Source organism: Pseudoalteromonas sp. Scap25 (genome assembly GCF_013394125.1).
Taxonomy (GTDB): domain Bacteria; phylum Pseudomonadota; class Gammaproteobacteria; order Enterobacterales; family Alteromonadaceae; genus Pseudoalteromonas.
The window spans coordinates 352,993-377,992 of the sequence record NZ_CP041327.1 but is presented as its reverse complement, the minus strand read 5'-3'; the positions used below and the strand labels follow the sequence as shown (position 1 = coordinate 377,992).

Genomic DNA, 25,000 nt, shown 5'->3' with positions numbered 1-25,000 from the left:
AGCTCAGTTACTAAAAATAAATACTTTTTCACTAGTTTAAACAAGCTTTATCATTAAGATTAACTTGCTCGTTAGTGATTAATTAAACCGTAGTCAGTATCTAAAATTGCAATCACTTCTTGGCGCGGATCATTGGGTATAACGATCTCTTTACCGACAATTTTGCTAGCAATACCCACATAAGTGTCAGACACTCCAAGCATTACTGACTCAGGTAAAATATAATCTTTTGCTAGCTGCTCACGCTCAGCCATACGGTCTTTATTTAATAATACATCACTCTCTGGCACGTTATTAATTAACAGCTGACGGAAGCCTTCCTTTGAGTTTTCAACAATTTTGCCATTCTTATAAGATGCTTCATCCCAAATACGCGATGAATCTGGTGTCCCTACTTCATCAATATAAATAAGTTGCTGCACACCATTTAAATCTTCTACATAACCAAATTCAAATTTGGTATCAACGAAAATCTGGCCAAGCTTAGCTAACTCATTACTAATTAGCTCGAACCCTTCTACCAATAATTTTTCATATTTGGTGACATCGTCAGCCGATTTAAAATTGAAAACATCTAAGTTGTTCGTAATATTTTCACGCGTAATATTTACATCATCAACGGCAGGAATATCAGCCACCCCTTCTATAATACCTTTAGTAGAAGGAGTAATGAGTACTTGCTCAAGCTTTTGATTCGCTTTTAAGCCCTCTGGAAGTTGCAAACCACAAAAGTGTCTTTCGCCTTTGGCGTAGTCGCGCCACATGCTGCCGGTAATATATTGACGAGCAATTGCTTCAACTTTAACTGTACTGGCTTTACGAACAATCCATACGTATGGGTGAGGAATATCAACAATATGATTACCCGCCAAACCGGCTTCATTAAACATGTTAAACCAATGAGCAGCCACTGAGTTTAATGCAATGCCTTTGCCCGGCACGCCATTTAGGCCATTTTCACCTTGCCATATGCAATCAAAAGCAGAAATTCTGTCTGAAATAACCATAATGGCCAATTCAGTATCGGCAGGAACGTTATAGCCTTTTTCATTTATTAAGCGTTTACTATCTGCATCGGTCAACCAATAAACTGAACGCACTTTGCCACTGTGTACTTTACCTTTAGTACGAATGGGTAAGTCATCGTTTACGTCTAAAACTTTATAGCTAGTCATGCTATCTCCGGGGTTTGGCATGCTCAAAGAGCAAAGTATGGAATTGGGGTTAGGCGCTCTATAATAATCTAGGCAATCACAAAGCTCAATCTTAGGCTAAAAACAAATCATCTCAGAATATTTATCTAGCTGGCGCATTGGGGTAAACTTGCATGATTACTTGCCCTAAGGAGCTAGCTTGAACTATTTAACTGCCACTAAGAATAAGAAATATTTAATGTATATTTCTCAAAATTATTCCTATGCTATTTTAAGGCCTTTGCAAGCAGAAATATTAGCTCAAGGAGGGGAAGTTAAATGGTTTTTAGAGGGTGATGAAGTAGACCCTAAGTTTTTAAAATCAACTGAACATCGCCTTGAATCAGTCAAAAGTATAAAAGATTGGGAGCCAGATGCTGTTTTCATACCAGGCAATACTATTCCAAGCTTTATTCCAGGAAAAAAAGTAGCTGTATTTCATGGTTTTAATTCTGGAAAACTAAATAGAAAAGGTAAAGAAGACCACTTCAATATTAGAGGTTGTTTTGATTTATATTGTACACAAGGACCTAATACGACTTTAAGGTTTCAAGAGCTTGCTAAAAAGCATGGCTTTTTCCAAGTTTCAGAAACTGGCTGGCCCACACTAGATCCTCTGTTTAATGATCATGCAAGTAATCCTTATTTAAGTAAAGACTCTCGCCCAACGGTGTTAATCTGTTCTACATTTTCAAAACGCTTATCTCTTGCACCTAAACTTTATGAACAAATAAAACACTTTAGTAAAAGCGGTAAATGGCGACTATTAGTTCAGTTTCATCCGAAAATGCCGCAAGAGTGGGTTAATAAATATCAAGCGTTAAGTAATGATAATCTAACCTTTGTTGAAACAGACAATGTTATTCCTTTATTACAATCTGCTGATGTAATGCTGTGCGATACTTCATCCATACTACTGATGTTTTTAGTACAACGAAAACCGGTTGTAACGTTTTGTAATAAAGCACCTGAAAAACACTTACTTGATATTACAGATAAAAATAACGTTGAAGCCGCAATAGACTATGCACTAACTTACCCAAAAGAACTTGTGGATAATATTGAAACTTTTTGCCAAGAATTACACCCATACACAGATGGCAAGTCAAGCCAACGAGTACTTTGCGCAACCAATGAACTGTTGCATAGTGATGAAAAACTCAAAGCTAAACCGCTTAATCTTCTTAGACAATTTAAAATGCGCAAAAGACTTAACTATTGGAGTTGGTAAGCCGTTATGATCAACCTTGAGAATGTATCTTTTAAATGGCATAAAAAAGCAGCCAGCCCCACTCTCACTATTGAGCAACTCGCCATTGATGAAGGTGAACATGTTTTTTTACATGGACCAAGCGGCAGTGGTAAATCTACCTTACTCGCACTACTGGCAGGCATTAATGTAACCACTAGCGGCCAACTTTGTGTTTTGAACCAAAACCTAAGTGCGCTTACCAATGCACAGCGCGATGCATTTAGAGCTGATCATATTGGCTATATTTTCCAAAACTTTAATTTACTACCTTATTTAACCCCATTAGAAAATGTATGTTTAGGATGCCAATTTTCGAAAAAGCGTCAGCAGCACGTACTCAACCAAACTGATAGTTTAACTAAAGAAGCCGCCCGACTTCTCAACGCACTTGGGTTGGAGCCGCACTTTCATAATCAAAATGTTGCCACTTTAAGTATTGGGCAACAACAGCGAGTTGCCGCAGCACGCGCATTTATAGGCAGTCCCGAACTTATCATTGCCGATGAGCCCACTTCAGCACTTGATACGCAAAATCGTGAAAGCTTTATTAAGCTGCTATTTGAACAAGCAAAAAAAAGTAACAGCACGCTTGTTTTTGTCAGTCACGATGAAACATTAAAGCCACTCTTTAGCCGCACAATCGACTTAGTAAATTTACAAGGTGATGTATGATTTTATTTAAACTTGCCTATAAAAGTTTGCTAAATAGACGTGCCAGTGTATTACTGACATTGCTCACTATTGCGATTAGCGTCATGTTATTACTCAGTATTGAGCGCGTTCGCGTAGATGCTAAAAGTAGTTTTAGTAATACCATTTCGGGTACCGATTTAATTGTTGGCGCACGTACTGGCGATATTCAATTACTACTGTCCTCGGTGTTTAGAATTGGCCACACTAATAATGGGGTGAGCTGGCAAAGCTATCAATACATAACAAAACAACGCGGGGTTAAATGGAGCATTCCTATCAGCCTTGGTGATAGCCATAAAGGACAAGCAGTTTTAGGCACCACACTCGATTATTTTAAGCACTATCGGTTTGCTAAAAAACAGTCCTTAGAATTTGAACAAGGACAGGCTTTTTCTAGCATCAATGAAGTTGTTATAGGAAGTGAGGTTGCAAGTAAACTGGCCTATAAGATTGGTGATGAAATTGTGATTTCTCATGGTATGGGCAATACTAGCTTTCATCATCATGATGATAACCCCTTTAAAGTTATTGGTATTTTAAAGCCTACCGGCACCCCTGTTGATAAAACCTTACATGTACCACTGGCGGCAATTGAATTGATTCATGGTGGCGGCCATCATAAGCATAACGATCATCATGACCACTCGAATCACGCACTAGTTGGCCATCCAAAACAAATTACCGCCTTTTTAATGGGCTTCGACTCGCCACTTTATACGCTACAAATTAGGCGCAACATAAATCAATATAAGCAAGAGCCTCTATTAGCGATTATGCCTACAGTCACACTAAAAGAGCTTTGGGAAATGCTGGCAATAATAGAAAAGATCCTATTGCTATTTTCATTTGTGGTGGTCATTATTAGCTTGCTCGGCATGTTAACCACACTGCTGGCTAACCTTAATCAACGCCGCAGAGAACTGGCAATATTACGTTCTGTGGGCGCCCGCCCTTGGCAATTATTTTCACTGATCAGTATAGAATCACTGCTCACTACCTTTTTAGGTTGCTTAGTAGGCTGTACTCTATTTTATGCGCTTATGGGCACAACCGCGGGTTACTTACAAAGCCAAACTGGAGTGAGCATTAATATCAGTATGCTCTCTGACTATGAACTCACTTTGATTGGCGTTATTATGGCTGCGGGATTCATTATTGGCTTGATCCCTGCTACACGCGCTTACTTTTATTCTCTTAGTGATGGTATGAGTATAAAAATATAAACTTTAGGATGATCATGACGTTGTTTAAAGTAACTACACACTCTTTAATGCTATTAAGTGCAGTACTAATTAGCTTTGCTAGCATTGCAAATCCCCCGAAGGAAATTTTTTGGGAAGACTTGATCCCACAAGGGCATGTGCAAATAGATACCCAAGCACAAGCTAATCACGAAGGCAGTGAGCAAAACTGGGTGCAACCTGATTTGGACGCGCCGGTTGTTAAAGCACTTGATGGGCAGTCTGTTAGCTTACCTGGTTTTGTTGTGCCACTTGAAGGTGACAGCGAACTTATTACCGAGTTTTTATTAGTCCCTTACTTTGGTGCCTGTATTCATGTGCCGCCCCCACCGCCAAACCAGCTGGTTCATGTAACTATTAAAGGCGGTGTGCCCATCGATAGCTTATATGATGCGATTGTTGTAACGGGCGTTATTAAAACGCAAACTTGGTCTGGCGAAATAGCCCAAGTGGGTTATCAAATGCAAGCTGTCGGTGTTGCTCCCTTTGAGCTTTAATTCTTAAAATAAAAACCCACTTTTCAAAGTGGGTTTTTATTTTGTTCTATCAACCACCCGTTCTTATATCTCGTTCAAGTTCAGACTGCGTTTTCACTGGATGACAAGTCGACTTCACCGTGCTCTTATTGCTTTCATCTTCGTCAGAGCTATCTTGTGCTGTTGCCTCAAATTGCATTGAAATAGAAATCACTAATTGTGCATCATCAGGCCAATAGCCTGATTCATCAGATAATGGGGCCGCACTTAACAGCCTACTGCTACACAGTGCTATTAAAACAGTGAGTAAAGGTAAAGCCTTCATTTTTTATCTCCTAAGCTAATTAACGCGGTCCTGCCGTTACTGTGATCTCGGCTGTTTGCAAAGAGTGCTGATGTAAGAAAAACCCTGTAAGTGCACTTGTTGCCCCTTGTGGAACAGCTAATTTTTCTACATCCAATGCATACACTTTATAGGTGTAGCTATGCTTGCGTCCTTCTGGTGGACATGCCCCAAGGTATCCGGGCTTACCCATATCTGTATTACCTTCAATGGCTCCTTTGGGCAAAGTCGTTGAAGATAATGAGTTACTAGTAAGAGGAATATCATGTACTACCCAGTGCCAAAAACCACTGCCAGTTGGTGCGTCATTGTCATACACTGTCACGGCAAAGCTTTTGGCTTTTTTAGGCGCATTTTGCCATTTAAGTTGTGGTCTAACATTACCCCCCTGACAACCAAAGCTATTCCAATATTGCTCACTCTTTATTGCCTGCCCTGGCTGTAAGTCAGGGCTCGATAAACTAAATTCAGCCGCAAAACTGGCACTACTAAACAGCCCGCTGATCAGTAAAGTAACTGCTGAGTTTGAAAGATTAACCATTTTCAGTCCTTATATTTTCAGTTGAAATGAAAGTTACTTTTGATACGCTGGGTAATCGGTATAACCTTTGGCTGTACCGCCAAACAATGTTCTCCCATCGGTAATAGTGTTTAGTGGCCGTTGCTCTTGAATACGATACGGCAAGTCTGGGTTGGCAATAAAACGACGACCGAATGCAATGTAATCGGCAAAACCTTGTTCAATAAGCTGCGCACCTGAATACTCGGTATAATTACCGGCAACAATAATCGCGCCACTAAAATACTGACGAAGTGCGGCTCTAAACTCTGGTGTTACACTAGGTGCATCGTCCCAGTCCGCTTCGGCAAGATGAATATACGCAATACCAGTTTGCTCAAATTGCTTTGCAGCTAATAAAATAGTGTCAATTGCTTCACTATCATCCATACCACGCTGAGTGATAAAAGGCGCTAATCTAACACCCACTTTATGAGCGCCAATGGCATTACTAATTGCGCTAATAATTTCACAGGCAAAACGAATGCGGTTTTCTTGGCTACCGCCATATTCATCTGTGCGTTTATTTGCTGAGCGTCTTAAAAACTGATCAATTAAATACCCGTTACCTCCATGTATTTCAACGCCATCGAAACCAGCCTCAATCGCGTTAATTGCCGCTTGCTTATAATCATTTACTATTTCTTTAATTTCTTTAACACTTAGTGCTCGTGGGGTTGGGCAGTCAAGCATCCGTCCTTCTCCATCATCGCCTACCACCCAAACTTGTGCATCTGGGGCAAGTGCAGATGGGGCAACTGGCGTTCCATCATGATGAAATGAAGAGTGCGACATTCTACCAACGTGCCAAAGTTGTAAAAATATTTTACCGCCTTCTTTATGCACAGCTTGTGTTACTTGCTTCCAACCTTCGATTTGTTCTTGCGTGTAAATACCTGGCGTAAATGAGTAACCTTTGCCCTGAGCAGAAATTTGTGTTGCTTCAGAAATAATCAGTCCTGCAGTAGCACGCTGCGCATAATAAGTGGCCATCAGTTCAGTAGGAATATCGCCCGGTTGCGCAGTTCGCGAACGGGTCATAGGTGCCATCACAATTCTATTTTGCGTAACCATGCAACCGAGGGTTTTAGCTTCAAATAAGGATTCTATACACATAACTAACTCTCTTATAAATAATGTTTATCTGGATTTAAATTAAATTTCATCACTGCTAAATAGCATTTCGACTTTCATCTCTTCAGGCCCAGGTATAAATACTTGATGCTCTAGGAGCTCTGGCACGGTTCGCTCGAAATAACTTATACCTGTTTGCGCTAAGCGACTTTTCAATCCTTGATAACCTATGCTACGAATGGCAATGTGATCTACCACTCCTCGGCCTTGGGTTTTGCTGTTTAATGCTGATAAGTAACCCTGTTGCGCTTTATTACCCGCGGCATTAACCAAATGAATCAAAGCAACGTTATCGCTGCCGTATAACCACGCTCCCTCGAAAGGAAAAGGCGGACGATACCCTTCACTTAGCCCAACTGAATTAATAAAGAACCGTCGCATCGCCTGGTAATCACAACTAGAAATTAATACATGATCTAAACGCATAAACTTTCTCTGTTGATAATGAGTACAACCAGTTTAACTATTTACTTAAATTTGATAATTGAGTTAATATCAAAAACACTATTCATTAATACTGAATTATAAAGAGTGAGGAACGATGGCTAAGATTGATGATATGCAGCTTTTTGTTCATGTGGTGCGCTCTGGCGGGCTTGCTGCAGCTGGGCGAAAAATTGGTTTATCGCCTGCGAGTATGACGGCACGTATCAACCAGCTTGAAAATCACTATCAAACCCGACTCTTAATACGTAATACTCGCAGTATTAAATTGACCGAGGCTGGAGAGCAATTTTATCAAGGCTGTTTAAGAGTAATTGCTGAAATTGATGCCACAGAGCAAAGTATTCAGCTTAGTAAAAACACCCTTTCGGGTAGTCTCAAAATAACCGCACCCTCTGACTTTGGTAAACAGTTTGTTGCCCCTGCAATAGCTAAATTTGTAGCACAAAACCCACAAGTTAAACCACACCTGCATTTAACCGATGGCTTAGTCAATTTAGTTGAAGAAGGTATTGATATTGCTATTCGCTTTGGAAACTTACCCGATAGCAATTTGATTAGCCGAATGATCAAGGCCAATCAACGTGTGTTATGTGCTTCAGCTGAATATTTAAAAATACATGGCCAACCTTTGCAGCCAAGCGATTTATTAAATCATCGCTGCCTAGTAATGGAGCGATTTGGTCAATCGATGAATGATTGGCATTTTAAAGATCAAATAATTCGCGTCCCTGTGGCTATGAGTAGCAGTGATGGTGCGGTGATCAGACAATGGGCAATTGATGGTGCCGGGATTGCTCTAAAATCAATGGTAGATATTAGCGATGATCTGACAAAGGGTCATTTAGTGACACTACTTGATGACTATATTCTCGGTTTTAGTAATAAAGATAAACAACAGATTGGCTTACAGTTTCTTTACCCATCAAGGCAATTTCAGCCACGACAAGTTGTCGCATTTATGGATTTTTTTCAGCAGCAAATTTAAATAAACAGCCGACAAAATAAAACCTTGAAAGCATGCACTTCCAAGGTTTTATTTGTAGTATTTGGCAGTAATAAAATTAAGCCGTGCCACCCACTGTTAACTGATCAATTTTCAAACTTGGTTGGCCAACACCTACTGGTACACTTTGACCATCTTTACCACAAACACCGACGCCTTTATCAAGCGCTAAATCATTACCTACCATAGAGATTTGTTGCATAACCTCAGGGCCATTACCAATTAATGTTGCCCCTTTAATAGGCTGAGTAATTTTGCCATTTTCAATTAAGTAGGCCTCTGAGGCACTAAATACAAACTTACCTGAGGTGATATCCACTTGGCCACCACCAAAATTAGGGGCAAACACGCCTTTTTTAACCGTGCTGATAATATCAGCTTGGCTGTGCTCGCCACCTAACATATAAGTGTTGGTCATACGTGGCATTGGTAAATGCGCGTATGACTCACGACGTGCGTTACCTGTTGGGTTTACCCCCATCAAACGCGCGTTCATTTTATCTTGCATATAGCCTTTTAAAATACCGTTTTCGATAAGTACGTTATAGGCTGCAGGCGTGCCTTCGTCATCCACATTAAGTGAACCACGACGATCAGCCATAGTACCATCATCAACCACAGTACATAGCTCTGAAGCAACTTTTTGACCTACTTTACCGCTAAATGCAGATGCGCCTTTACGGTTAAAGTCACCTTCTAGACCATGACCGACTGCTTCGTGTAACAACACGCCTGGCCAGCCATTACCTAATACCACTTCCATAGTACCTGCAGGGGCATCAATAGCTTCTAGGTTTACTTTAGCTTGACGTACGGCTTCTTCTGCAAAGCCCATCCAACGCGGTTTGCCATCAACAAGCTCTTTAAAGTAACCATAGTCTAGGCGTGCGCCGCCACCAGCACCGCCACGTTCACGGCGACCATTCTTCTCTAGCAATACAGAGCAGTTTAAACGGATCAGTGGGCGAATATCGGTAGCAAAGGTGCCATCACTGGCTGCAATTAATACTTCTTCGTATACCGCAGACATTGAGCTAATAACTTGCTCAGCATCAGGGGCTAATTCGCGGATATAATTTTCAAGCTCACGTAACAAATTAACTTTATCGGTATCGCTCATGCTAGAAATTGGTTGATGCGGTGAAAACTGCTGTTTTGCAGCCACATCACTAAATACTTTAACCGCTTTATCTTCACCGGCATCGGCAATACTACGTGCAGCCGTGGCTGCTTTGTTTAACGCTTCAAGATTGATTGCATCTGAATACGAAAAACCGGTTTTTTCACCACTAACAGCCCGTACGCCAACACCACGTTCAACGTTATAAGACCCTTCTTTAACAAGGCCGTCTTCTAATACCCAAGACTCATGATGACTCGATTGAAAATAAAGGTCGGCATAATCAACTTTGTGCTGGTGAATATAAGCTAATGTTTTTTCGAGTTCTTCTCGATTTAGCTGGCTGTCGTGTAATAAATGCTGTTCAACCGAATTCATAATAATGGCTCTCTAAATCGTTGGTGAGATTGCAGCGGCATATCTCGTCTAATTTTGTGTAACTGGTTCAAATCTACGGTACAACTAATAAAACCAAGCCCTGTTGGTTTTTCACTTAATGTTTCACCCCAGGGCGATAACATCAGGCTGTGACCATAAGTTTGTCTACCGTTTTCATGTGTTCCATATTGCGCTGCAGCAATAACATAGCACTGTGTTTCTATTGCGCGTGCTGCAAGTAGCGGCTGCCAATGCGCTTTACCTGTTGGAACAGTAAACGCACTGGGTACTAATATAATTTCTGCGCCTTTACGAGCTAAGGCATTAAATAAACCAGCAAAGCGCAAATCATAACATACTGTTAAACCAATTTTACCAAAGGGAGAATCAACAACCACAATCTCATCGCCCGCTTGAGTAAAGTCAGACTCTCGGTAACTGCCGGTCTGGTCATCTACCTCAACATCAAATAAATGTATTTTGTTATAACTTGCAACAATATCGCCTTGGTTATTAAACAAGTGTGAGGCAGCGTAATATTTATGTTGGTTATAGGGCTCTGGCATGGTGCCAGCATTTAACCAAATATTGTGTTTACGGCACAATTCACTGAGTTGCTGTTTATATTGTTCAATACGCTGAGACACTAACAACGTATCACCAGCGTGTTTACTAAACACTAAAAACGCTTCTGGTAAACATACTAACAAAGGTCGCCGGCTTGGTAATTCAGCTAAGGCTTGCTTTAAGGTGGCAATGTTATCATCAGGATTTAAGCCTGAGCACATTTGTAATGCAATAATCGCAGGTGTTGTACTTATAAGTGATTTACTCATTGCGCTGCGCTCACCTCAGCATCTTTAAGCTTTAACTCTGAAGATGCTTGCGGCTGATTTTGTGCTGCTTGCGGTAAAGTCACCTCTCGGCTCTTACGATCTAACTCTTGTACCTGAGGATCGTTCATTTTGCCCGTCACTTTAAAGTTGATCTCTGAGATCACTCGCGCAGAATGAATCACTTTATCAATTGCTAAAGCTGCAAGCCCCGTTACTGGATTAACCATCCAAGCCACAATTACCGGAATGCTCGACGTTACTTGCGGAGCTACTGCTAAGTCGTAGTCAATTTCGAGAGTATTTAAATTTGCATACCCTTTAATAGAGAGATCGGCAGGTACCCCATCCATTTTAGTATCTTGGGTATAGGCAATGCCCTTATCTATCTGCATCGTGCCTTTCATACTGTTATAAAAAAAACCTTTAGAAAATACATCTCTAAAATCAAGCTTTAACTTACGCACTAATGAATCAAGGCTCAGTAATGAAAATACCCGTGCGCCTCCATCACTCACCTCAGTTAAATGTCCTTCGCCTAAATCCCAACTAATTTCACCGTCTAAACTAGCAATATCTAAATTATAAGGTGCCGCTTGCCAATTTAATTGATAATTTAGATTGGCGTTTGAGTCTTTAATAGTGGTGGTAATATCAAATTCATTAAATAAGGCGCCAATATCATCACTTTTAAGTTCGCCGCTCATTGCCGTTAAACCATTTTGCCATTGCCCTTTAGTGTGCAATATATGATCGCCTTTATCCACCACTAGCTCAGAAATAAGTAGCTTTTTACCATCGCCTAACAATGAGGCGCTGACTTTATCTAGCTGATAATCGCTAATCTTACAATCGGCACACTCAAACTCAATAGCTGGCAAATTTGTAAGCCATGCAAGTTGTTCAGGAGATGATTTTTCGCTCGGTAGTTCTGGTTCGGTATCTAAAAAATTAAGCCTTAAATAGTCGCTGTTTATTCGAATCGGCTGACTTGATTGCTCGCTGGGAATGAACACCTCTGCTCGCAATTCTTTGGCATTGAGTTTTAATTGCAAGTTATTATTTAAGGGCGATAAACGCATATCAAAATCATTAAACTGCATGCCACTCACATTAAAAGAGTTAATATTCGCAACAACCTCATACAAAGGCGGCATAATACCTGGCGATTCACTCTCTGGCTGCGCTTTAGCTGCATTAATAATTTGATCAATTAAATCAATCCAAGGTAATAACTCACTTTGCGCTAAGTTAATACTTACCGCTAAATCTTGCGCGTTAAGCCCTAAATCTTTGTTGCCAATTATAAAGTGGGCGTTATTAAACTGTGATTTAGTATTGTCTAGAATGGCATTAAAATAAACTAGCTGATCAACGTTTGCGGTGATCAAATTAGATATATCATCACCTTGAATAACCGCACTCAGTGGCCAAGCTTGCTCACTGTTTTTTGTATATGCTCCAGGTAAAGAACTACTTAAGCCAATAAGTGGCGATTCAACTTGGGCACGATAGTTAAACCCTTGCTCGGTAAAATTAAGCTCCAAAGCAATATCAACATCACTTTGCCCACTTAAGTAACCATCTAAAATGCCTTGACCATGGTTTATGAGTGTTTGTGCATCAAGCTGAGCATTTATACTTATATTAGCGCGATAATCCTCTTCGTTTGCGTCACTATTGTAGTTAATAGTTAGTGGCATACCAAGCCATGTAGCCGTTGCATTTGTAAGGTTTATTTGTTGATTATTAAAGCTAAGTTCACCCTTTAAATGCTCAAGAGAAATACCAGGCGCAGAAATGTAGAGAGGTGAGTCGAGTAAATTAACCTTACCACTGACACTGGCTCCCCCCTCAAATTGTGAACCTATTAGCAATTCAATATTTGCACTTGCAAGACCCTGTCCTTGCACAACATTAAAAATATCAGCTAATGGATTTGCTAAAGGCGTAGCGGCAAAAAAATCGTGCATTTTTTCAAGCTCTGCTTGCTTATCAATACTAACTACCAACGGCGCATCGCCCATTAAGTCATCAATACTTACATGGACACTACTGCCAATATCAAGGTTTACCAGTTTGCCTTGCTGACTATATATGTCCATTCGCTCATTAGCAAAATGCAGCTTTACATTGGCATTAGTTACTGCTGGCCAATCGGGATCGAATTGATAGGTGGCATTGTCTATTTGTGCTATTACATCAAACTGCCCTGAACCATCGTCAAATGGAAAGCCTGATAGTGGACCAGAAAATAACACCTGAGTATTTGATACTTCGCCTGCTTTTATTGCACCATTTAAATAACTAACTAAGTCAGGGCTCATTAACGTTAAAGGAAAATAGTGACCTGCAATACTGGCATCTGGTGCAAACGCTTCAGCATATAAATCTAAGCGTGGCGTATCACCCAAACTCAGCTGCATTTGTGCGCTTAAAGTCACCTCATTGTTATCAAGCCACAGGTTATCACTGCTAATATGCCAATCGCCTGAGCGCTTAGCTAAATCAAGCTCAATATTTAATTGGTTATAATCAATATTATTACTAAAACTAGCACCTGTAATTAAATGGCTGTTCTCACTAAAAATCGCAATGCGACCATACTGCTGATTAACCAGCCCATTAACTCTTAAAGATTGAGCGGCGGGTACAGCGTTTTTTTCTTGCCAGCTAATTTCGTCAGCATCAAACCATAGTTGCCATTGCCTTGCATCGGCAAACTCAAGGTACGCAGTCTTTATTTGTCCGCTAGGTTGGCGTGCTAAAAAGGGAGCTAAATCGGTAAAATTAGTCAACTCAGCTAAATCACTCAATAGCGCTAAATCAAGTTGCTGTAGCCATACTTTATTTTGCTTACCCAATAAGGCTTCAAATTCAAGGCTTGGCCAAGTGGTTTCACCGGTGCTAAATGCTAAGCCTGTGCTTTTTAATCGCCAGCTATTTTGCTCAGGGTATAAATGAAATCCCCCTTCACTTAGGCTTACATTTTGTGTTTGTTCATTGAGCTGCCAATTTACCGCGCTCGGTAACCACTGAACTTTTACGTCACTCACTAGGCCTTGCTCTAATCTAAGCCAAGCTTGTAAATTTAAATCGCTATGCAGTTGCTGCTTTTGAGTATTAATATATTGCGCTAACCAATTTGACACATCAACCTGATTAGCCTGCACATACAAATCACCCACCATTTGCTCTAAGGTTTCACCCTTAAGGGCAATGCGTGCATCAAAATTCCCCACCGAAATACCCGGTAATGCTAGACTGCCACTACCAAGATGTTGTTTATCTTGGTTTTGCCATACAATGTTTTCTAATAACAGCTTGCGTTCTTTGTTATCTTCTAATACAAAGTTGATACTGGAGTTTTCTATTGCAAAATGACCGGTTTCACCTAAAAATAGCCCTTCTATTAATTCTTTTTGTTCAAATGACACATCATCTTGGTTGCCGACAAATAAATTCGCGACATTAACCTTGGTATGAAAACCATTAATGACAAAGTAATTCGACTTAAGTTGAAGAGACTTTAAGCTTTCCCAAAGATTTAGCTCTAAACTGGTTTTCGCAATAGTTAAAGAAATAGGGGCGGTTTGGTTGTCTTTAAATGATAATTCTTCGAGCACTAGGGCTGGGCCATTACCTTGCCAACTTGCCGATATAGCGCCTATCGATAAGCTGATATCAAACTTGCTATCAAGGTAATTTTCTATGTCGCCTTTATAATCATTTGCGTAAGGTAAGGTGTATTTTAAAATAGAAACAATAACGGCCAGTAGCACCAAAATTACAGCACTTATTTGCCATAATTTGCGTACACAAAAAAAACAGGCCGCTTTAAACTTCATTACATCATTACCACATCAAACTGCTCTTGGCTGTATAAGCTCTCTGTTTGAATATTAACTTGCTTACCAATAAATAACTCTAACTCTGCAAGGTTATGATATTCGTCATTTAATAGCGCTTCACATACTGCTGGGGATGCATAAACTACAAACTTATCAGCAGCATAAGCGCGATTAACACGCACTATTTCACGAAGGATTTCATAGCACACAGTTTCTACCGTTTTTTGTGAACCACGTCCTGAACATGCAGGACATACATCACACAGTATATGCTCTAAACTTTCGCGAGTTCGCTTGCGGGTCATTTCAACTAGTCCCAATGCCGACAAACCATTAATATTAGCTTTGGCACGATCTTTAGAAAGCGCAGATTCTAATGAATGCATTACTCGGCGTTTGTGCTCATCGCTGACCATATCAATAAAGTCGATAATAATAATACCGCCTAAATTACGCAGCCTTAGTTGACGGGCAATAGCTGAGGTTGCTTCAACATTAGTATTAAAAATAGTTTCTTCAAGGTTACGGTGACCAACAAATGCACCGGTATTAACATCAACCGTGGTCATTGCTTCGGTTTGATCTATGATCAGGTACCCACCAGACTTTAAAGTCACCTTACGATGCAATGCCTTTTGAATTTCACTTTCTACATCAAATAAGTCGAAAATGGGGCGCTCACCCGGATAATACTCAAGCACTTGCGATAATAACGGCACAAACTCTTCAGTAAACAGCTTAAGCTCTTGATAGGTCAGCTTAGAGTCAACACGAATGCGCTCCATATCTTCGCCCACGTAATCACGTAACGTTCTAAAAGCTAGCGTAAGATCTTCATGCAAAATACTCGCTTTGCTGGTTTTACGGCGTTTAGAAACTATTTTATCCCACAGTTTTTTTAAAAACGCAGCATCGTGACGAAGCTCAGCTTCACTTGCACCTTCAGCGGCAGTTCTAACAATAAAGCTGCCGTTTTCGTCGCCATATTCAGCAACAATTTTTTTAAGTCTAGCGCGTTCCTCTTCCGTTTCTATACGCTGACTCACACCAACATGCGTCGCATCTGGCATAAATACTAAATAGCGTGACGGTATAGTAATATCAGTGGTTAAGCGAGCACCTTTACTGCCCAGTGGATCTTTAACCACTTGCACCATAATGTACTGCCCTTGACGAACAAGCTCACGAATATCTTGGACTTTTTTAATTGGCTCGTCGTCAACACCTTCCACAATAGAAGCACTATTGACGATATCTGAGGCGTGTAAAAAGGCGGCTTTCTCTAAGCCTATATCAACAAAAGCAGCTTGCATTCCCGGTAGCACGCGACTTATTTTACCTAAGTAAATATTGCCTACTATGCCTAAATTACCAATACGCTCTAGCTGAATTTCTTGTAATACACCGTTTTCGATTAGGGCAACGCGACTTTCACTTGGCGTGACATTGATCAGTAGTTCTGTACTCATGCTACCCTCTTAAGAATGTATTTAATAATTGTTCTGTCTCATACAAAGGTAAGCCTACAACGGCAAAATAGCTACCCGAAATATGCGTTACAAAGCGTCCACCTAACCCTTGGATACCGTAACCACCGGCTTTATCTTGAGGCTCGCCCGTTTGCCAATAAGCGTCTATTTCTGCATCATTGAGTATTTTAAAAGTAACATCAGTACTGACAACACAGCTAAGTACTTTTTCTGGTGTGGCAAAAGCGATAGCAGTTAACACTTGATGAGTATTTCCTGATAAACGCTTTAAGGTGTGAGTAAAGTCTTGTTTATCTATGGGTTTACCTAAAGATTGATTGTCAATCACGACTACAGTATCGCTGCCTAAAACGGGGCGGTCGGTATACCCTTGCTCTACCCCCATTTGCGCCTTTAAACGCGCTAAGCGTTCGACATAATCATATGGGAGTTCGTTAACAAGCTGGCTTTCATCAGCATCAACACTAAATTGTGAAAATTCGACACCCAATTGGGTTAAAAGCTCTTTACGACGGGGAGACGCGGAAGCTAAATATACTGCGCAAGTCATTATCTGATCCTAAAGTGTCTACGGTATTTTCTAAGTAATAAAAATACCCATATCCAACTCAACATGCCTGTTAATACAGGCCATAAGTAATGTGGGCTAAAATAAACGCCAAGTAAAAAGTGATTTAACCAAAACTGCATTAAATGATAAAGCGTTAAAAATAAGCCAATTAAAAGGCTTTGTTGCCACAATGAAAAATTGCGAATTTTTTGAAAGTTACTTGCCGTAACAAAAATACATACCGAGTAGGTTAATGAGTTTACACCTAAAGAAGAGCCAGTCGCTAAATCAATCAATAACCCAACAACCCAAGCTGTGCCTATATTTAAGCGGTGCGGTAAAGCCAAAGACCAATACATAAGCACCAACAACACCCAGTCAGGACGAAATGGTTCAAGTGAAAAAGGTAATGGCATCAATGCCACTACCAATGCAAAGAAAATACTTAACGCAATTAATAGCGTTTGGCGGTTAATCATCTCCCATCAACTCCTGCTGATTTAGCCATAACACGACTAATAGTCGAATTCTGTCTAATTGAGCTATCGGCTCAGCAAATACTTGCGCAAAAGGTTGACCTTCATCACGGGTTATTTCTGTGATCACCGCAACCGGGTAGCCTTCAGGAAATGTGCCACCAAGGCCAGATGTAACCAGTACATCGCCTATACGTACATCTAAACTATGCGGCACATGCGACAGCTTCAGTACGTTAATTTTACCAATACCTTCAACCACTGTTCGCACATCATTACGCAAAATACGCACAGGAGTGGCGTGGGTGGTATCGGTAATTAATAACACTCGTGACGTGGTTGAGCCCACTTTAGTCAACTGCCCCACTAGTCCCATATCATCAATTACTGCTTGGCTTTCACTTAAACCATCGGTAGTTCCTCGATTTATCACCACTTGATGACTATAAGGATTTGAGTGAACAGAAAGTACTTGAGCAATAATTTTACGATTGGTATGTTTTGAAGACGAGCCCATTAATGCTCTTAGTTTTTGATTTTCTTTTGCTAAGAATTCATATTGCTGGATTTGTTCGCTCTGCAATACTTGCTTTTTTTTCAGGGCTTCATTCTCAGTGAGCAACTGCTCGCGGGTATGCAAACTCTTGGCGCTAAAGCTAAATACTTCGTAAGGCAGGTTGGCAACATAAATGAGAGGGGTGACTAAGGTATTCAAACTGGTGCGAATATTTTCACCACCCTTTGTGTATTTATCTCCAAGGATCAATACGATACTCAAAAGCACTGCGACAAAAAGTCGCAGTTGCAAAGAGATTGTTTTTTCAAACATTGATTTCATTAGTCGTAACTAAAAACGTCACCACCGTGCACATCAATCATCTCAAGCGCTTTACCGCCGCCACGAGCAACACAGGTAAGTGGATCATCAGCAACAACCACTGGAATACCAGTTTCTTCCATGAGTAGGCGATCTAAATCTTTTAGTAACGCGCCGCCGCCAGTTAATACCATACCGTGCGCTGAAATATCAGATGCCAGCTCCGGTGGTGACTGTTCAAGTGCAACCATTACTGCACTTACAATCCCCATTAGCGGCTCTTGTAATGCTTCTAAAATTTCATGCGAATTAAGTGTAAACGAACGAGGAACACCTTCTGCAAGGTTACGACCACGCACTTCGATTTCTACTGGTTCGTCTGTTTTAAATGCAGAGCCAATTTGATGTTTAATATTCTCAGCCGTGGCTTCACCAATTAAGCTACCAAAGTTACGACGAACATAATTAATAATGGCTTCATCAAACTTGTCGCCACCAATACGTACAGATGACGAGTAGACAACACCATTGAGTGAGATAATAGCCACTTCGGTTGTACCGCCACCAATATCAACAACCATAGAACCCGTTGCTTCTGATACCGGTAAGCCAGCACCAATTGCAGCAGCCATAGGCTCTTCAATTAAGTAAACTTCACGAGCGCCTGCACCCATCGCTGATTCGCGAATTGCACGCTTTTCAACCTGTGTAGCGCCACAAGGTACACAAATAAGTACACGTGGGCTTGGTCGCATAAAGTTATTGTTGTGCACTTGCTTAATAAAATGCTGGAGCATTTTTTCGGTCACATAAAAATCAGCAATCACACCATCTTTCATCGGACGAATAGCTTTAATATTACCAGGCGTACGTCCTAACATTTGCTTAGCTTCTGTACCTACAGATGCAACACTTTTAGGTCCACCAGCACGTTCTTGACGAATAGCAACTACTGAAGGTTCGTTTAATACGATCCCTTCTTCTTTTACATAAATTAGTGTGTTGGCTGTACCTAGATCGATCGATAGATCGTTTGAAAAAATACCACGGAGTTTTTTAAACATGAGGCTGGATGACCTTTGAAATTCGTTCTTATTTTAGTTGCGCTTACTTTAACATTCTCAATGTAATGAGCAATATAAAGCGCAGCCGTCTTTGTAATCATTAAAAAGAGGAAGCGTTTGCTTCCTCATTAAATATTATTGTTCGCTCATTAAGCGAAAGCCAATGTAATTAGCTCTAAAGTCTGGCGCTAGGATTAAACGCGTTGAGGCACGAGCAAGGCTAGGTGCAAAATTCCATGCGCCGCCACGAACCACTGCATTTTTTTTATTCTCTGTGCTACCAGTCCATTCCCATACATTGCCCACGGTGTCGTATAAACCAAATGCATTTGCAGAAAAAGACCCTACCGGTGCAGTGCGTTTGTTTGACCATTCGCTACCACACCAACCACAGTTTGCTAAGTTTTTACCAATTTCGTTACCCCAAGGGTATTCAGTATCTGTACCTGCACGCGCTGCATATTCCCACTCAACCTCTGTAGGTAGGCGATACGTTTGCGCTGTTTTATCAGAAAACCATTCTGCATAAGCTACAGCATCATTTTTTGTCAAACACACAGCTGGAAAATCACTAGTTTGCTCAAACCCAGGAGCTCGCCAGTTTAAGCTTGCTTCCCAAACGGGTTCGCCATTTAGATAATAAGCACACCCTTTGCCTTTTTCAGCTTCAGTCTTATATTGCGTTTCGTTTACAAACTTCTCAAATGCGCCGACAGTGACTTCTTTACTTTGCATAACAAACGCTTCACTAATCGTTTTTTCAACAACGGGACGCTCATTTTCCAGTCCATTGCCGTTAATATCGCCCATTTTAAATGTGCCAACAGGGATTACTACCGCTGACGAATCCACTGTTGGTGGCTGCGTATCAACTTCCATTCCTTTAGGGCAATCTGCTTGTATTATTTGCTCTCGCTTTTTAGTCGGTGCAGCAATCGACTCTGACTTTTTTTCTAACTTAGCGAAAAGTGTACGTGTCTTCTTTAAATCAATACGTGCTTTGTAAGGAACATAACCGTCTTTGCGTATTTCTAATTTGTGTAAACCACGCGGTAACCTTGTTACTAAGCGAGTTGAGCCAACACGAATGTCGTTAATAAAAACTTCATCGCCATGCACGTTTGAGCGCAAAGTTAACTGGATTAACTGATCTTTCTTTTGCTCAGCGACCACTTTTGGCTTTTTGTTAGCTGTTTTTGCAACAACAGCGACCGCCTTATTATCCGCATTATCGCTGAATGTTAACTGACTATCTGAAAAAGTAGTGCTATAAGCAGGCTGATAAGTATTTGTCAGCGGGGTACCATACTCTGAACAAAAACTGTTATTTACACTTAATAAGTGACACAAACGGCTACTGTTTACATCTCCACGCATAGTAACGCTTAAATTGACGTTGTAATCACCTTGCCCGCTAAAAGCGCTCTTAATCACATGGCTACTTAAAATCTGTACTTGCGCTCCTGCCATATCTCGCTTAGGTTCGACAAGACGTTTTTCGGTAAGGTTTTCAAATATTTGATCTAAAAAGCGCTTAGTCGCCTTTTTCAGCCCCATCTGCTGTCCGCGTTGCTCACATGCCGCTAGTGTTTCAGTACGCTTACAATTAAGGGTGTGGTCGACTTCAAGTGTCCCTTCACGGGTAAATTCGTTGCGCAATCGCTCTACACGCGCAGTGGTGTATTGCACTTTTAAACTTTCAATAGTGTTCTGAAGAGCATGTTTATCAGCGCGAATTTGCTCAATATCTTTTAGATGGGATGCAATTGCCGCCAATTGCATAGAGATATCATTTTTGTTTTGTTCTTGGTCAACAACGGCTTTTTGATAACGAGATTGCGCCTGCGTAATATCAAGCGATGGATTATTAATTAAGCGTCGATACATGTCATTCATCGCATCCAATGCTTGATTTTTTTCTTTATCAAGTTGTGTTGAACGCGCTCTAAGCAGTTCAAGCTGGGTTTGAAGCTGATTCTCTTCTTGTAAATATTTATCGAGCATCGTTGTTGAACGAGTGTATTCTGTTTGTTTCGTATTAATCTCTGATTCAATTCTATTTACAGTAGTTGTATCTTGTGCAAATACTGTGCTGGCAAAAAAGCTAGCAGAAATTAATAGAGATAAAGGAGCAATTCGCATATATTCCAGTCCCAAAAAAGCGGCAATTATTTGGTTATTATTATTTTTTATAATAAAACCTTATGCTATGTACTTGAAGCACAAAACACAAGCTTTGTTCATTTATTATCTCAGTTTACAACTATTATCCCGTTTCATGCCAGTAAATAACCGTTTCATTTGTACTAAATAGCTAATTTATTTAACAACACCGAGATTTATCTGCCTTTTACGCCCAAAAGATACCAATTTAGCGGCGCATACATATTTTTTAATTTGCTTAAGTAATAAAATTTGAGTCAAAATAACGCTATTAAACAGCACATTCACCATGTAACTAATAAAAAAGAGTGATAATGCCAATACAATTCAGTATTAATGAACATAGTTATTTACAACCAATTAATAACAAATTGCTAGCAGAAAAAAACATTACGTTAAACATCAAGCGTGATGATTTATTACACCCTGTTATTAGTGGTAATAAATGGCGTAAGCTCAAATACAATTTAGCTCGCATGCAACAACAAGGTAAAACAGAATTACTGACTTTTGGTGGGGCTTTTTCAAATCATATTCACGCGTGCGCAGCCGCGGGGAAAGAATTTAACCTAGTAACCCACGCAATTGTTAGAGGCCCTGAACTTGATCTCAATAATCCAACGTTAAAATTTGCAAAGCAATGTGGCATGCGATTACATGTAGTGAATCGATTAGAGTACCGACAACGAAATGAGAAAGCATATTTAACAGTATTACAGGCACGATTCCCCAATGCATATATCCTACCTGAAGGAGGCACAAACGAGTTTGCTATAGAAGGATGTAAAGAACTTGCCCAAAGTTTACCTGAGCACGACTACTTAATCTGTCCTACTGGCAGTGGTGGAACCTTGGCGGGCTTAATAGAGGGCAGCTCAAGTAAAAGCACTGTATTAGGTGTTGCAGTTTTAAAGCAAGCCGACTACCTGCGAGATGAAATACGGGCTCTTAGTCCTAAAGCAAAATCACAAAGTAATTGGCAGTTACTTACACAGTTCCATGATGGCGGATATGGTCGCTTTACTACTGAGCTATGGCAGTTTTGCCAGTACATGCAGCAGCAATATCAGTTACCACTGGAACCTATTTACAGCGGAAAAATGATGTATGCACTTTGGCAGCTCATTAACAACGACTACTTTCCCCCTGGCAGCAAAATTATTGCCGTTCATACAGGAGGGCTGCAAGGTTTGGACGGGCTAAAATATCGTGGACTTGTTTAACTAGCTAATGAAATGCAACTTGAGTGAAGTCGGGTAATAATCCAGAGAAATACCCTCCTTGTGCAGTACTAACACCTATCACTTTTAAAAATTGCAATTCTTGATACGTTTCTACACTCGAGGCCACCACTGGCAAACTTAATAATTTACCAATATGCACAATTCCCCTGACAGATTTCTGCTGTAAATAATTATGATCTATGCCATGAACAAGTTCATGGGCCAAATTAAGCCCCGCTATTTGCCTGTTATGGGTGAAGTTAAATATGCTCTTACTACTTCTAACCTCATCAATAACGATATTAAAGTTGAGCGCTGTTATGGTCGAAAAAGCAGCCTGCAATCGATCTTGGCTATTTAAGAAATCAGCCTCATTTATCAAAAACTGTAACGTATGAAGGCTTTTCAACTCACTCATATGTTTACTTAGCCAACACCAAAACTCACTATTAAACCAGTTTTTAGGATGCAATTTAATACTAATAACAGACGATGACTTTTCTATTAGCAGCAGCTTTTTAACCTGTATAACAACCGCTTGGTCAAGTAGTAATGCCTCATCCTCATTGTAAAACTGGCTTATATAATCTTGATTAAATAATTGCTTATTTGTCTTATCGCTACTTTTAATTAAAACATGATGTTTGATAATAGCGCCGCTATCCAACTCGTATACAGGTTGAAATAAAATCGCTAATTTTTGTTTTTCAACTCGCTTCATAACTAAGTTTTTATTAAGCATTTGAAGATGGCTGCAATTGATTGCCAATTGATGATAATGCTGCACTCTACTTTGCATTGATAGTGTGAGTGACGATCTGGCAAGCTGATACACCATCACCTGATCAGCATTCGAGTAGTAAGTACACAAACCTAACTTTATACTCTCGTCAGCCACTCTAGGGGCTAAAATATGGGCTGCATTAAGCATGTATTGATGTAAGTATTTAGCGCAACTTTTTTTATCAATTGCACTAACCCCTGTGAAAGTAAAAGCAAACTTACCCGCTGTTAATTGCTTAACGGATATTACAGCAGTATTGGTAAAGTCTTTTGCTAGCAATACTTTAAGAGTCGCTGGTAAGTCCGTGTTTGTATCAAAATGGCATTCGCATTGAATGAGCGCAAATATATTATAGCCAATTATTTTCTGCTCCTTGACTACGTTTTCTAATACCGGTTGTGTAGGCTTTATTCTAGGCGTATGGCATACCTTTTTATAACCATCGTTTTGCTTGCGCTTCAACGTCACTGAACTATTTTTGGTCGCTTTAAACAATATAAAGCGCCTAGCAGCAAAAATAATGGCCAAAATAAACATATTCATTATTATAAATAGGTAGTTATAGGCATACCAGGTAGGCCATGAATATAACAGAATCCCTTTTGAATTAGAGCTGAAATAGTGCTTTTTCTGCTTTATATAAACAGAAACTTTATCTGGAGCCAGGGTAAAAGGTGTATTAGCTAAAAGTTGCTGCTCATTGGCTAACGGCTGCTGCAGTTGCTTAGCGAGCTCTATACCTGTTTGCTTATTTTGATGTTGTAAAACTAAATTTAAACCACTATTAAAAATAATAAATAGCATAAAACACAGAGCGTAAAATAAGGCACTAACGTAATTGGAAAACTGAAACTGACTGGCTTTCATAACTTACCCGCTCATTAAATAAGTTATTAAAGTGTTGTCTACTATTTGCAATTGCACAAGCCAATAATAAAAGTTTAGTAGCTGTTTTATTATTAATACTTAATGTTTATAAACATTATATTTAGTGGTCAACAAAATTAGTAATGGCTTCATCTTTGTGCGCATAAATGGGAGTGCCGCCCTGCTTTGAAAACCTTAAAGCTATTTACAGCTTTTTAATGAGGAGTATTTACTCACTCAGCTGAGGATAAACGAGAGGGATAGTAATTATTATCAATAAAAAAAGCCCTGATTACTCAGGGCTCTTTTTTAATACTTTTTAAACTAAAAAGTTGGAAATTAGAAAGGAATATCGTCATCAAAGTCGATTGTTGGTTCCATTGGATTTGATGCGCCACCTTGCGGTGCATTTTGCGGCTTAGGAGCAAACCCGCCTTGCTGTTGTGGTGCATTATTTTGCTGAGGTGCAAAACCACCTTGCTGCTGTGGTTGATACTGGTTGTTTTGTTGCGGCGCTGGCTGCTGGGCAGGTGCAGATTGTTGCTGTGGAGCATAACTGCCTTGCTGACTATTTTGGCCTTGGTTATTTTGACCATAGCTACCGCTTTGCTGTCCGCCTTGATAACCGCCACTTTGTTGACCACCTTGGTTACCTTGATAGCCACCACTTTGTTGGTCGCCACCACGTGCACCTAACATTTGCATTTGACCAGTAAAGCCATCAACAACAATTTCTGTAGTGTACTTTTCTTGGCCTTGTTGGTCAGTCCATTTACGAGTTTGAAGTTTACCTTCTACGTAAATTTGTGAACCCTTGCGGCAGTATTCGCCTACAATTTCAGCTAATTTGCCAAAAAATACCACACGGTGCCACTCAGTTTTATCAACCATTTGGCCAGTGTTTTTATCTTTATAGCTGTCTGAAGTTGCTAAGGTAATATTTGCTACGCCATTACCATTAGGCATGTAACGAACTTCAGGATCTTGCCCTAAATTACCAACCAAAATTACTTTGTTCACACCGCGTGCCATGGAACCATCTC

Annotated in this window: 22 protein-coding genes; 6 read left to right on the top strand and 16 right to left on the bottom strand. The window is 40.2% G+C overall.

The genetic code is table 11. From position 1 onward, the window contains the following. Positions 1-71: 71 nt before the first annotated feature. Positions 72-1,175 (bottom strand): phosphoribosylaminoimidazolesuccinocarboxamide synthase, encoded by a 1,104-nt coding sequence (locus FLM54_RS01705; protein WP_178954764.1) that lies wholly within the window; start codon positions 1,173-1,175, stop codon positions 72-74. 217 nt (positions 1,176-1,392) lie between these two features. Here FLM54_RS01705 and FLM54_RS01700 point away from each other — a divergent pair, with 217 nt between their 5' ends. Genes FLM54_RS01700 through FLM54_RS01685 form a run of 4 tightly spaced genes read left to right on the top strand, consistent with a single transcriptional unit; the run spans position 1,393 to position 4,876 of the window. Further along, the gene (locus FLM54_RS01700) at positions 1,393-2,424 is read left to right on the top strand and encodes a CDP-glycerol glycerophosphotransferase family protein (protein WP_178956828.1); all 1,032 of its coding nucleotides are present in this window, start codon (positions 1,393-1,395) and stop codon (positions 2,422-2,424) included. 6 nt (positions 2,425-2,430) lie between these two features. After that, positions 2,431-3,117, top strand: a complete 687-nt coding sequence (locus FLM54_RS01695) for an ABC transporter ATP-binding protein (RefSeq protein ID WP_109875437.1) — start codon at positions 2,431-2,433, stop codon at positions 3,115-3,117. After that, entirely contained in the window at positions 3,114-4,361 is a 1,248-nt protein-coding gene (locus FLM54_RS01690) for an ABC transporter permease (protein WP_178954762.1), read from the top strand. Before FLM54_RS01695 ends, FLM54_RS01690 begins: the two co-directional genes overlap by 4 nt. Before the next feature lie 14 nt (positions 4,362-4,375). Continuing rightward, positions 4,376-4,876: a DUF3299 domain-containing protein gene (locus tag FLM54_RS01685; protein WP_008468279.1), complete on the top strand. Its 501-nt coding sequence runs from the start codon at positions 4,376-4,378 to the stop codon at positions 4,874-4,876. 49 nt (positions 4,877-4,925) lie between these two features. Here the strand turns inward: FLM54_RS01685 and FLM54_RS18795 are convergent, their stop codons facing one another. Genes FLM54_RS18795 through FLM54_RS01665 form a run of 4 tightly spaced genes read right to left on the bottom strand, consistent with a single transcriptional unit; the run spans position 4,926 to position 7,317 of the window. Then, positions 4,926-5,180, bottom strand: a complete 255-nt coding sequence (locus FLM54_RS18795) for a hypothetical protein (protein WP_256729616.1) — start codon at positions 5,178-5,180, stop codon at positions 4,926-4,928. A 19-nt stretch (positions 5,181-5,199) separates the two neighbouring features. Next, positions 5,200-5,739 carry a YbhB/YbcL family Raf kinase inhibitor-like protein gene (locus tag FLM54_RS01675; RefSeq protein WP_178954760.1) on the bottom strand — a complete coding sequence of 180 codons (540 nt, stop codon included), beginning with the start codon at positions 5,737-5,739 and terminating at the stop codon, positions 5,200-5,202. Positions 5,740-5,772: 33 nt separating this feature from the next. Next, positions 5,773-6,873 carry an alkene reductase gene (locus FLM54_RS01670; protein ID WP_178954758.1) on the bottom strand — a complete coding sequence of 367 codons (1,101 nt, stop codon included), beginning with the start codon at positions 6,871-6,873 and terminating at the stop codon, positions 5,773-5,775. A 39-nt stretch (positions 6,874-6,912) separates the two neighbouring features. Then, on the bottom strand, positions 6,913-7,317 hold the full coding sequence (locus FLM54_RS01665) for a lactoylglutathione lyase (RefSeq protein ID WP_138607151.1): 405 nt from the start codon (positions 7,315-7,317) through the stop codon (positions 6,913-6,915). 115 nt (positions 7,318-7,432) lie between these two features. Between FLM54_RS01665 and FLM54_RS01660 the strand changes: the two genes are divergently transcribed. Further along, complete coding sequence (locus FLM54_RS01660) at positions 7,433-8,323, top strand: LysR family transcriptional regulator (protein ID WP_178954756.1); 891 nt, start codon at positions 7,433-7,435, stop codon at positions 8,321-8,323. 76 nt (positions 8,324-8,399) lie between these two features. Here the strand turns inward: FLM54_RS01660 and tldD are convergent, their stop codons facing one another. The 9 genes from tldD to FLM54_RS01615 all read right to left on the bottom strand — a co-directional run bounded on the left by tldD (position 8,400) and on the right by FLM54_RS01615 (position 21,062). Beyond that, on the bottom strand, positions 8,400-9,839 hold the full coding sequence (gene tldD, locus FLM54_RS01655) for a metalloprotease TldD (protein ID WP_138607155.1): 1,440 nt from the start codon (positions 9,837-9,839) through the stop codon (positions 8,400-8,402). Beyond that, the gene (locus FLM54_RS01650; protein ID WP_178954754.1) at positions 9,836-10,675 is read right to left on the bottom strand and encodes a carbon-nitrogen hydrolase family protein; all 840 of its coding nucleotides are present in this window, start codon (positions 10,673-10,675) and stop codon (positions 9,836-9,838) included. Before FLM54_RS01650 ends, tldD begins: the two co-directional genes overlap by 4 nt. Then, the gene (locus FLM54_RS01645) at positions 10,672-14,520 is read right to left on the bottom strand and encodes a YhdP family protein (protein WP_178954752.1); all 3,849 of its coding nucleotides are present in this window, start codon (positions 14,518-14,520) and stop codon (positions 10,672-10,674) included. Before FLM54_RS01645 ends, FLM54_RS01650 begins: the two co-directional genes overlap by 4 nt. Next, positions 14,520-15,992, bottom strand: coding sequence for a ribonuclease G (rng, locus tag FLM54_RS01640; RefSeq protein WP_138607161.1), 1,473 nt, complete (start codon positions 15,990-15,992; stop codon positions 14,520-14,522). The genes FLM54_RS01645 and rng overlap by 1 nt, the downstream gene beginning before the upstream one ends. Before the next feature lies 1 nt (position 15,993). Next, the gene (locus FLM54_RS01635; protein ID WP_138607163.1) at positions 15,994-16,563 is read right to left on the bottom strand and encodes a Maf family protein; all 570 of its coding nucleotides are present in this window, start codon (positions 16,561-16,563) and stop codon (positions 15,994-15,996) included. Continuing rightward, a complete protein-coding gene (gene mreD, locus FLM54_RS01630; protein WP_138607165.1) occupies positions 16,563-17,042 on the bottom strand; it encodes a rod shape-determining protein MreD in 480 nt (159 codons plus the stop codon). The genes FLM54_RS01635 and mreD overlap by 1 nt, the downstream gene beginning before the upstream one ends. Further along, positions 17,035-17,877, bottom strand: coding sequence for a rod shape-determining protein MreC (gene mreC / locus FLM54_RS01625; protein WP_171039612.1), 843 nt, complete (start codon positions 17,875-17,877; stop codon positions 17,035-17,037). Before mreC ends, mreD begins: the two co-directional genes overlap by 8 nt. Continuing rightward, positions 17,877-18,920: a rod shape-determining protein gene (locus FLM54_RS01620; RefSeq protein WP_013463921.1), complete on the bottom strand. Its 1,044-nt coding sequence runs from the start codon at positions 18,918-18,920 to the stop codon at positions 17,877-17,879. The genes mreC and FLM54_RS01620 overlap by 1 nt, the downstream gene beginning before the upstream one ends. Before the next feature lie 135 nt (positions 18,921-19,055). Then, on the bottom strand, positions 19,056-21,062 hold the full coding sequence (locus FLM54_RS01615) for an SUMF1/EgtB/PvdO family nonheme iron enzyme (RefSeq protein WP_138607169.1): 2,007 nt from the start codon (positions 21,060-21,062) through the stop codon (positions 19,056-19,058). A gap of 335 nt (positions 21,063-21,397) precedes the next feature. Between FLM54_RS01615 and FLM54_RS01610 the strand changes: the two genes are divergently transcribed. Then, on the top strand, positions 21,398-22,306 hold the full coding sequence (locus FLM54_RS01610; protein WP_178954750.1) for a 1-aminocyclopropane-1-carboxylate deaminase/D-cysteine desulfhydrase: 909 nt from the start codon (positions 21,398-21,400) through the stop codon (positions 22,304-22,306). A gap of 4 nt (positions 22,307-22,310) precedes the next feature. Here the strand turns inward: FLM54_RS01610 and FLM54_RS01605 are convergent, their stop codons facing one another. After that, positions 22,311-23,957, bottom strand: a complete 1,647-nt coding sequence (locus FLM54_RS01605; protein ID WP_178954748.1) for an EAL domain-containing protein — start codon at positions 23,955-23,957, stop codon at positions 22,311-22,313. 339 nt (positions 23,958-24,296) lie between these two features. Next, on the bottom strand, positions 24,297-24,989 hold the full coding sequence (gene ssb / locus FLM54_RS01600; protein ID WP_178954746.1) for a single-stranded DNA-binding protein: 693 nt from the start codon (positions 24,987-24,989) through the stop codon (positions 24,297-24,299). Between the last annotated feature and the right edge of the window lie 11 nt (positions 24,990-25,000).